The organism is Phytohabitans kaempferiae (genome assembly GCF_042433955.1).
GTDB lineage: Bacteria > Actinomycetota > Actinomycetes > Mycobacteriales > Micromonosporaceae > Phytohabitans > Phytohabitans kaempferiae.
On the sequence record NZ_JBHLUH010000026.1, the window covers coordinates 49,850 to 56,695 of the forward strand.

The following is a 6,846-nucleotide window of genomic DNA, read 5'->3' on the forward strand; positions in this document are numbered from 1 at the left end:
CAAACTCATCGCGCGCCTCGCACGAACGATCGCCAGCCGACATCCCGCCTGATCGCCGCTGGGTCGGTGGTTCACCGCGAATCAGCTGGTGAGCTGCCCTTGGAGCGCACGTAGTGCGCACGTACCCGGTTACGGTTTCCGCAGTCGGCGGAACTGCACCAACGGCGGTTGTGCTGGCGAGATGCGTCGAGGAACACCCACCCGCAGTGCTGGTCTTCACAGCGGTGAAAGCGTGCGACCGAATCCGACGTGAGAAGCCTTGCGAACTCCAGGGCGAGCCGGTGCCGAGGGGTTGCCAGGTCGAGAGTCGTCGGTGTCCATCTCCACGCTCCGTCGGACTCGCGATGCAACTGACTGTTGGCGTGAGCGGAGAGCAGGAGGTGTTGGAGTACGCCGGGGTGTCCGTCCTCGTTGAGCGCGTTGTACGTGTCCTCGCGCATCTCGACCACCAGCGCGTGCTCGGCGGCCGCGAGCTCGGGCTGTTCGTTCGCCTGCCGAGTGAGCGGCTCCACCTCGGCGCTGGAGACCAGTGCGGACTGCTTCACCCATGCGAGTAGATGAAGGTATGAGGGCAGTGTCTCGTGCCGCCGCGACGGGTCGAGTCGCCAGCCGACCGTGTTGAGGAAGTCGACGGCGACGTCACCGCCAACTCTCGAGGGTGTGACGTCCGGCAACGGCATGACCCTAACTCCTGTAGGCGCAGTTGCATGTTAGTGTACCCGCTAATGGCCAAACAAGTTCTAGGGAGTTAGGTATGCGGCGGTTCGCCCCGTTCGGTGTGCTGTGGGCGTCGCAGGCGACGTCCAACACGGCAGACGGGATCTTGGCGGCGGCCGCTCCGCTCCTGATGGCGTCACTGTCCCGCGACCCTCTGGCGGTCGCGGGAATGACCGTTGTGCAGTTCCTGCCCTGGCTGCTGTTCACCCTCCCGGCGGGCGCGTTCACCGACCGGATGGATCGACGGCGCATTCTGGTCGCCGGAAACCTGCTCCGCGCCGTTGGCTTCGCGCTGCTCGCGACCTCGGTCGCGCTCGGTTGGGAGAGTGTTTGGCTGCTCTACATGGCGGTCTTCATTGCCGGAAGCGCCGAGACGCTGGTGGACAACGCCGCTCTGACCGTTCCACCACGCATCGTCGCCCGCCAGAGACTCGAACGAGCCAACGGAAGGCTCTTCGCCACCCAGTCGGTCATCAACACCTTCGTGGGACCGCCAGTCGGCGCGCTTCTGATGGCGTTCGCCGCGACTCTCGCGTTCTTCACGAGTGCTGGGCTCTTCGTCGTCGCCGGTCTGGCCGCACTGCTGCTTCCGCAGCTTCTGCCGACGGCGCGAGATCAGACCGCGGGGCACCAGACGCCCAGCTCCGTCCTCGCGGACATCAGGTCGGGCTGGACCCACTTCTGGAGCCACCGCTTGTTGCGTCGAGTGGCGTTCATCTCTGCGGCCATCAACTTCTTCGGCACCGCGACCGGGGCGGTCCTCGTCCTGCTTGCGACCGGTCCGCTCGGCGTTTCCGAGGCGATGTACGGTCTCTTCATCGCCGTCCCGGCCGCTGGGGCTGTCCTCGGCTCGCTAATTGCCGAGAAGGTCATCCCACTGATCGGCGGTGGACCAGTGACATGGTCGGCCGCTCTCATGCCAGCAGCCAGCTATCTTGTGCTGGGCTTGACCACCAGTGTCGTCCTCGCGCTCGTCGGTATGTTCTTGGCCGCGGTTGCCACAGCCTGCAATCAGATCGTCGTTTCCACCCTGCGACAGGCGGCCGTTCCTGATCCTCTCCTCGGCCGTGTCACCGCCGCCTACCGACTCGTGGTCCTCGGCGTCGTCCCGTTCGGCGCGATGACCGGCGGGATCCTCGGCTCCGCCTTCGGTGTCCAGCAAGCTTTCGTCGTCTCCGCCGTCGGAATCACCCTCGCGGCTTGCGTTCTGGCTCCGCGTGTCACGACCTCGGCACTGCGCCGCGCGGAGCTGGCCCGAAGCGCATAGGGGCGGCCGAGGACGAGACGAGGAAGGTCTTCGAGCCGACGCACCGCCTCCGTAGAAACCCTCCCATTTCGCGGCTGTCGGCGCGGGTTATCACTGCTTTCCGGTTCCTGACTCGACGGCCCGCGGGGGCACGGTTCATGCTGCGCGGGTCGTCGTCACCAAGGTTGGAAGGAAAGCTTGCCTTCGTCTCACCCTGTCCCGCGTCGCCCGCCTGACCGCGTCTACCGCGGCGGCGACCGCGATCCTCGTCCTCGCGGCCCAGGGCCCGGCCAGCGCCGGCGACTCGGCCGGCCGCTCTGGCCCGGAAAACAAACCAGCGAACGCCTCATCGGTGAACAGCGGACCAAGGACATCGCGCAGCCGCATACCAAAGGTCGTCTTCGGAAACGCTGCACGCGCCACCCGCGCGGTTTCCGTTGGTACGCCACGAGCCTCACACGGTGACAGTGACATCCCGACCTCCCCAGACCGTCGAACTCTGTCCTTTATGGACAACAGCGTCCAGGACCAGGACCAACCAGGCCGGTAACGACACACCCCGAATTCGCGAGCGGAGTCCGAGCAGGCCGCGCTCAAGTGCGTGTACCTGGCGGTGAGAGCCTGGACCCGACTGGCAAGGGCCGTAAACGCTAGGTCACCCGATGGAAGCCGCCTCAACGCATTCGAGATTACCTTCGAAGGCCGCCTGTCCGCAGCTCGAAAGTAGACACTCAACAAGATCCAGTTACACCGTTATCTTTGACAGACCCTGTTGATTGTTGAAGCGCTGTGCCTGGCCCGGGGTGCCGGGCGAGGATCGCGGCGGGTGTTGAGGTAGATGGCGCCGAGGTCGACCTGAGGGCTGCGTCTGGCCTCTGCGTCGGACGAGGATCGCAACCGGTGGGTCCCGTCCGCCGGAGAAGCGAATCTCCGTGCTTTCACCTCGGGTGAGGACCATTTCTCCGGCGGACGGGCCGGTGTTGGTCGAGGATTTCCGCGACGGTTGCGAGGCCGTGTCCAACTGCGGTGCTCGGGCTCACAGGTGGTGGTAGACGGCGGCGAGGGACGGTCTCGGCGGTCGCTGCGGCACCGACGTTGGCCAGTGGTCCGTCGCCGGCCCCGACGACAACCGGTGTACCAGAGGGAATGCCGATGTGGTGGCCGGCCTTTCCGGACAGCCGGAGCACCGTCGTTGTCGGTATTCTTGGCCGCGTCGAGGCCGATGAGTCCGTGCATGGCCGAGCTCATCAAGATGGCGACCACTTCGGCGTCGCCGGCTGCCGCCATGCACGCGGACATCGCCTGATGGGTGGCGGCCAGCAGCACGTCGGGATCCTGGACCTGCCAGCGTGGGGCGGGCTGGAGCATCGGGTACTCGCGGATGACGACGTGTCGCCACGTGCTGTCCACGGCGAACGCCACTGCCTTGACGCCCGTGCTGCCGACGTCGACGCCGAGCATGATGCGTCGTTGCCGTTTGCCCGTCACAGCGGTGCCAGCATGTGGTGTGTGTACCTTTCGACTGTGCGGGCTAAGTCGGTGTCCGCTGCCAGGTCGCCGTCGAGGTAGCGAATGGGCGGTTCGTACGGCGTCCTGGATGGTGCCGGAGTTTGCCCGGGTCAGTAGGTCGGTGGCGGGGTCTTGCGTGGGCGCGCCTTCGCCTCGCAGGTGGCATAACCAGGCGGCAAGGGACGCGGGCGGCGCCGTGTGGTAGGCGGCCGGCGTGCCGTTCGGCCCGCGCCACCGGCACGATCCGCGGTGGGAGTTTCTGCGATCCGTCGGCGGCGATCTGCGCGAGCCGGTGTTTGATGTGTTGGTTGCTGAATCGCGTCCGCAGTGCGGCTCGGTAGCGGGTCATCTCGGTGGGCGGCAACGCGAGGTGTGTCGCGACCTCGTCCCACCACTGGTCCACCCAGCCTTGGAGAATGGGGTCGTCGAACGCCTGCGCGACGGTGTCGTGGCCTCGTATGCCGCCGGCGTAGGCCAGCAGGGAGTGGGCTCCGTTAAGCATCCACAGCTTGCGGTTCTCGAATGGTGTGGTGTCCTCGACGAATTGGGCTCCGACCTCGTCCCATTCGGGGCGTCCGGCGGGGAAGTCACCGGCCAGGACCCACTCGGTGAAGGCTTCGGTGACGACCGGGACATCGTCTTGGCGTCGCGATTCGGTTGTCACCGCGTCGATGTCGTCCGCGGTCGTCGCGGGCGTGATCCGGTCGACGACCGTGCTGACCCAGGATATGTTCGCGGCTATCCAGCGGGACAGGGCCGGATCGACGGCGTCGGCCACGGCGGTGACCACCTGTTTGGCTCGGGCGCCGTTGCCGGCCAGGTTGTCGCATGACACCACGGCAAGCGGCCTGCCGTCGGCCGCCTGACGTGCTCGCAGGCCGTCCGCCAACCGTCCCGGAACGGTGCGCGGCTGGCTACCCGCGCGTAGGCGTTCGATGTCGTTGCGGAGGTCCTCGTGGTTCAGGTCCACCTGGCCGCCGGGGGTCAGGGCGGAGGCGGCCTCGGTGACGGTGAGCGTGACCACCGCCAGCTGCGGTGAGCGCAGGTACATACGCCATTGGTCGCCGGCCCTGGCGGTGTGGGCGTGCGAGATGCTGCTGATGACCTCGTGCCTGGTGGGCTCGCCGGCGATGCGCAGGGTGTACAGGCAGTCCTGCTCGCTGAGGGTGGCGGCGAGGTGTCCGCCGCGGCCGCCGAACGCCGCGATACCCCATCGGTCGGCGTCCGGTGCGTGCTCGGTGTACCACGCCTGGTGGGCGCGGAAGAAGTTCCCCAGTCCGATGTGGACGATCCGCACCGGGGCCGGTGGCCGGCCGTCGCCCGCGGTTCGGGACAGCCTGGTCGCGGTCAACCTACTGTCAGTCAAGTTTGAACGCCTTTCGCGGGTTCCGCACGACGAGTTGGTTCGTGATCGCGAACGCCTCCTCTTCGCTGATCTGGTGCCGCATAACGAGTTCAGCGAGCATGGCGCTGTCGAGCCGGCGGGACATGTCATGCCTTGCCGGGATGGAGCAGAAGGCGCGGGTGTCGTCCACGAAGCCGGCCAGGCGGGTGAAGCCGGCGGTTTCGGTGACCGCCTGCTGAAACCGCCTGATGGCCGCGGGCGTGTCCGGGAACCACCAGGGAGCGCCGATGAAGACGGCGGGATAGAAGGCCGCCAGTGGTGCGATCTCCCGTGAGTAGCTGGTCTCGTCCACACTGAACAGGACGAGATGGAACCCGGACGCGGTGCCGAATCGGTTGAGCAGCGGACGCAAGGCCCGGTGTACTCGGCCTGGACCGGTATGTCATGGCCGGTGTCCGGGCCGAACCGCTGGAACAAGGGTTCATGGTGATTGCGATACACGGCTGGATGTACCGTCATCACGAGCCCGTCCTCGGTGGACATCCGCGCCATCTCGAAGAGCATGTGCCGGCGGAAGGCGGTGGCCTGCGCGGCGGAGGCGGTGCCGGCGACCGCGGCGGCGAAGATCCGTTCGGCCTCAGCCGGCGGCAGCGGCTCGATGCCCAGGTCGACAGGTGCGTGGTCGGTGGACACCGCCCCGCGTGTGATGAAGTGTTGCCTGCGCGCCTCGAGCGCGGCGAGGTAGCCGCTGTAGCATCCGGCGTCGATGTCGGCGGTCTCACCGAGACGCCGGACTGACTCGACCCATCGGGGCAGGCGGGGGTCGAGGTAGGCGTCGGGGCGGAAGGTCGGGATGACCGTTCCGCGCCACGCCGAGTCGTCTGCCAGCGCGCGGTGTGCGGACAGATCGTCGCACGGGTCGTCGGTCGTGGCGAGGACCTCGATGTCGAAGCGGCGGTACAGGGCCCGGCGTCGGTATGCGTCCTGGCTCAGGCGTTTGGCGACCTCGTCGTAGAGCTCGTCGGCCGTGTCGGGACCCGGTCGGAAGGTGACGCCAAAGACGTCCGCAAGCTCATGTTCGAGCCAGAAACGCACCGGGGTACCGGCGAACGCGTCCCAATGGGCGCACAGCAGCCGCCAAGCGGCCCGTGCCTGTGGCTCGCTGAGCGGCTCCTCTCCGATACCGAGTCGGTCCAGCGCCACGCCGTTGGCGTGCAGGATCCGAGTCACGTAGTGGTCGGGCGTGATCAGCAGGGTCGACGGGTCGGGGAACGGTTCGTCCCGAAGCAGCAACCGGGCGTCCACGTGGCCATGCGGTGAGAGGATCGGTAGCCGTTCGACGGACTCATACAGCCGGCGCGCCAGGCGCCGGGCCGGTGGCTCGATTGGCAGCAGCCGGTCAGGATGCGGCCGAAGCGATGTGGATGACCGGGACACCGGATGGCCTACCAATCGTGCATGGAACCGTCGGTCAGGCGGTTCACCGGTAGGTAAGCGGCCTCGTACGGGAACGCCTTGGCGGCCTCGTCGTCGTAGTCCACGCCGAGCCCGGGTGCCTCGCTTGGCATCAGTGCCCCATCCGCGAAGGTGTAGGCGGGCTGGAACACGGCCGTCGTCTCGGCGCTGTGCCGCATGTACTCCTGGATACCGAAGTTCGGGATCGCTGTGCCGAGATGGACGGCGGCGGCCAGCCCGACCGGCGACACGTCCGTCGGCCCGTGGACGCCCGACTTGATTTGGTACATGGCGGCGTAGTCGATGATGCGGCGCAGGCCGGTCACGCCGCCGGCATGGGTGATGCTGGCGCGCACGTAGTCGATGAGCTGCTCGGCGATCAGGTACTGGTAGTCCCAGACGGTGTTGAAGATTTCGCCGATGGCCAGCGGCGTCGTGGTGTGCTGGCGGACCCGGCGCAGCGCCTGCTGATTCTCCGCCGGTGTGACGTCTTCCAACCAGAACAGGTCGTACGGCTCTAGAGATCTTTCGGGGTCAGGGTGGGCGTGTGTGTCCACTATGCCGCGTCCGGGGG

Annotated in this window: 5 protein-coding genes and 1 pseudogene; 2 read left to right on the plus strand and 4 right to left on the minus strand. The window is 67.2% G+C overall.

The window, feature by feature from the left end:
- Positions 1–71: 71 nt before the first annotated feature.
- Entirely contained in the window at positions 72–680 is a 609-nt protein-coding gene (locus ACFFIA_RS16240) for a CGNR zinc finger domain-containing protein (RefSeq protein WP_377251725.1), read from the minus strand.
- A gap of 74 nt (positions 681–754) precedes the next feature.
- Between ACFFIA_RS16240 and ACFFIA_RS16245 the strand changes: the two genes are divergently transcribed.
- On the plus strand, positions 755–1,984 hold the full coding sequence (locus ACFFIA_RS16245) for an MFS transporter (protein ID WP_377251727.1): 1,230 nt from the start codon (positions 755–757) through the stop codon (positions 1,982–1,984).
- Positions 1,985–2,540: 556 nt separating this feature from the next.
- A pseudogene (locus tag ACFFIA_RS42525) lies at positions 2,541–2,690 on the plus strand (IS256 family transposase); the annotation flags it as partial.
- A 26-nt stretch (positions 2,691–2,716) separates the two neighbouring features.
- On the opposite strand, the gene ACFFIA_RS16250 reads toward ACFFIA_RS42525, so the two are convergent.
- The 3 genes from ACFFIA_RS16250 to ACFFIA_RS16270 all read right to left on the minus strand — a co-directional run bounded on the left by ACFFIA_RS16250 (position 2,717) and on the right by ACFFIA_RS16270 (position 6,829).
- Positions 2,717–3,424 carry an FGGY family carbohydrate kinase gene (locus ACFFIA_RS16250; protein WP_377251733.1) on the minus strand — a complete coding sequence of 236 codons (708 nt, stop codon included), beginning with the start codon at positions 3,422–3,424 and terminating at the stop codon, positions 2,717–2,719.
- A 70-nt stretch (positions 3,425–3,494) separates the two neighbouring features.
- Positions 3,495–6,122 carry a glucuronate isomerase gene (locus ACFFIA_RS42530; protein WP_446686973.1) on the minus strand — a complete coding sequence of 876 codons (2,628 nt, stop codon included), beginning with the start codon at positions 6,120–6,122 and terminating at the stop codon, positions 3,495–3,497.
- Positions 6,123–6,262: 140 nt separating this feature from the next.
- Positions 6,263–6,829 (minus strand): enolase C-terminal domain-like protein, encoded by a 567-nt coding sequence (locus ACFFIA_RS16270; RefSeq protein WP_377251737.1) that lies wholly within the window; start codon positions 6,827–6,829, stop codon positions 6,263–6,265.
- Positions 6,830–6,846: the final 17 nt, after the last annotated feature.